Origin of the sequence: Caulobacter sp. B11 (assembly GCF_002737765.1) — a bacterium.
In the GTDB taxonomy this organism is placed as follows: domain Bacteria; phylum Pseudomonadota; class Alphaproteobacteria; order Caulobacterales; family Caulobacteraceae; genus Caulobacter.
Map to the genome: position 1 here is coordinate 1 of NZ_PEGG01000347.1, position 2915 is coordinate 2915.

Genomic DNA, 2915 nt, shown 5'->3' on the forward strand with positions numbered 1-2915 from the left:
CAAGGCGGCGTCGACGCCCTCAACCAGACCATCGTCGAGCGGGCCACCGGCGAACGGCCGTTCCTGTACCTGCTGCTGGGCAAGGACGGAAAGAAGATCTCGGGCTCGATCGAGCAGTCGCCGCTGAGCGATTTCGAGGGCTCCGGCCCGGTCTGGGCGAGTTTCAAGGTCACCGAGACCGACATCGACGGGGCCGAGGTGCGGCGCGCCGCTCGCGGCGTCCAGGAGCGTCTGCGCGACGGCGAGGTGTTGTTCGTCGGCGCCGACATCGCCGAGTCCGAGGGCTATGTGCTGAAGATCGTCCGGGCGCTGTGGGGCGCGGGGGCGTTGGTCATCATCCTGGGCCTGGCGGGCGGGGTGCTGATCAGCCGCAATGTCTCGCGCAGCATGCAGGGGCTGGTCGACCTGGTCAGCGCCGTGCGCTCGGGCGACCTGCACGCCCGGGCCACCATCCGCGGCACCCGCGACGAATATGACGAGCTGGCCGAGGGCCTCAACGACATGCTCGACCGCATCGAGCGGCTGATGGGCGGCCTGCGCCACGCCGGCGACGCCATCGCCCATGATCTGCGCTCGCCCCTGACCCGCCTGCGCGCCCGCATGGAAGTGGCGCTGATCGACGCCGAGAACGGCAAGGGCGATCCGGTGGCGGCGCTGGAAACCGCCCTGCAGGACGCCGACGGGGTGCTCAAGACCTTCAACGCCGTGCTGGCCATCGCCCGCCTGCAGGCGGCCGGCGAGGCGCCCGACCAGAAGACCTTCGACGCCAGCGCCCTGGCCAGCGACATGGCCGAGCTCTACGAGGCCAGCTGCGAGGACAAGAACCTCGATTTCAAGGCCGAGATCACGCCCAGCCTGCACATCCGCGGCAACCGCGAGTTCATCGCCCAGGCCCTGGCCAACATCCTCGACAACGCCATCAAATATACCCCCGAGGGCGGGGCGATCATGCTGCGGGCCCGGCGGCGTTCCTCGGGCGAGCTGGAGTTTTCGGTGACCGACACCGGCCCCGGCGTGCCGATGGAGGACCGCGGCCGGGTGGTGCAGCGCTTCGTGCGCCTGGAAAACAGCCGCAGCGAGCCGGGCGCCGGCCTGGGCCTGTCCCTCGTCCAGGCCGTCGCCGTCTCGCACGGCGGGGCGCTGGAACTGGCCGAGGGGCCCGGCGAATATGACGGCTTTGGTCCGGGGCTGCGGGTGGCGCTGGTCCTTCCGCGGGTGGAATAGGCCGAGCGACTAGGCTGGACGACTGTGACAGGCCACAGTGGCGGTCATGACTCGCCTGCTCGAACGCCTGGCCCCCTGCGGCCCGATCGCTGACCCCAAGGCGGCTGAACGGGCCTATGAGGCCATCGTCCGCAAGGTCGGCGAGGCGGCGGCGGTTCAGGTCGAGGCCGCCTGGCCGGCCCTGGCGCCGGTGTTCGGAGCCTCCAGCTATCTGGCCTCCCTGGCCCGGCGCGACGGACGGCGGCTGCCCTGGATCCTCGCCGGCGACCCCGAGGCGCGGCTGGGCGAGCTCCTGGCGGCCGCCCGGGCCGTGGCCGACGAGCCCGATTTCGAAACCGCCCGCAAGACCCTGCGCGAGCTCAAGGCCGACCTGCACCTGCTGACCGCCCTGTGCGACCTGGGCGGGGTCTGGGGGCTGGACGCGGTCACCGCCGCCCTGACCCATTTCGCCGACGCCGCCCTGCAGGCCGCCCTGGCCCAGGCGGTGCGGGCGGAGGTGGCGCGCGGCAGCCTGACCGGGGTGGGCGAGGGGGCGCGCGGCCCGGCCCCGGGCCTGTTCTGCATCGCCATGGGCAAGCACGGCGCCTTCGAGCTGAACTATTCCAGCGACATCGATTTCTCGATCTTCTACGCGCCCGACGCCCTGCCGGTGGCCGACGGGGTCGAGCCCCAGGGCGTGGCGGTGCGGATCGCCAACCATCTGGGCCGCATCCTGCAGGAGCGCACCGCCGACGGCTATGTGTTCCGCATCGACCTGCGCCTGCGCCCCGACCCGTCCTCGACCCCGCCGGCCATGCCGATCGACGCGGCCCTCGACTACTATGAGAGCGTCGGCCAGAACCAGAACTGGGAGCGGGCCGCCCACATCAAGGCGCGGATCGCGGCCGGCGACCTGGCCGAGGGCGAGGCCTTCCTGGCCCAGCTGCAGCCGTTCATCTGGCGGCGGAATCTCGACTTCGCGGCCATCGCCGACATCCATTCGATCAAGCGCCAGATCCACGCCTACAAGGTCGACGACCGGCTGACGGCCAAGGGCGCGGACCTGAAGCTGGGCCGGGCGGCATTCGCGAGATCGAGTTCTTCGTCCAGACCCAGCAGCTGATCCTCGGCGGGCGACATCCGGGCCTGCGCTCGCCGCGCACCCTGGAGGCCCTGGCCGCCCTGTCGGACGCCGGCCATGTGACGCCGCAGGATCGCGACTATCTGATCGCCGCCTACCGCGACCTGCGGGCCCTGGAGCACCGGGCCCAGATGATCGCCGACGACCAGACCCACAAGCTTCCGGAGTCCGACACCGACCGCAAGCGGGTGGCGGCCCTGTGGGGCCATGGCGTGCTGCGCGGATTCGACGCCGCCGTCGGCAAGATCCTCAAGGGCGTCAACCTGCGGTACGGCAAGCTTTTCGCCGGCGAGGAGGCGCTGTCGTCGCGGTTCGGCAGCCTGGTCTTCACCGGCGTCGAGGACGATCCCGAGACCCTGGCCACCCTCAGGCGCATGGGCTTTTCGAGCCGGAGCGGGTGGCCGCCACCATTCGCGGCTGGCACCACGGCCATATCGCCGCCACCCGCACCGAGCGCGGCCGCGAGCTGTTCACCCGGCTGGCGCCGCGCCTGCTGGACGCCGCCAACGCCACTGGCGCGCCGGATCCGGCCTTCAACCGCTTCGCCGACTTCTTCGCCAGCCTCAGTTTC

General features: G+C 71.5%; 1 protein-coding gene and 1 pseudogene. Both read left to right on the forward strand.

Features of this window, described 5'->3' with window-relative positions:
* On the forward strand, positions 1-1224 hold a 1224-nt coding region (locus CSW58_RS12480), incomplete at its 5' end, for a HAMP domain-containing sensor histidine kinase (protein WP_099447503.1).
* 46 nt (positions 1225-1270) lie between these two features.
* Positions 1271-2915, forward strand: a pseudogene (locus CSW58_RS12485) (glutamine-synthetase adenylyltransferase); the annotation flags it as partial.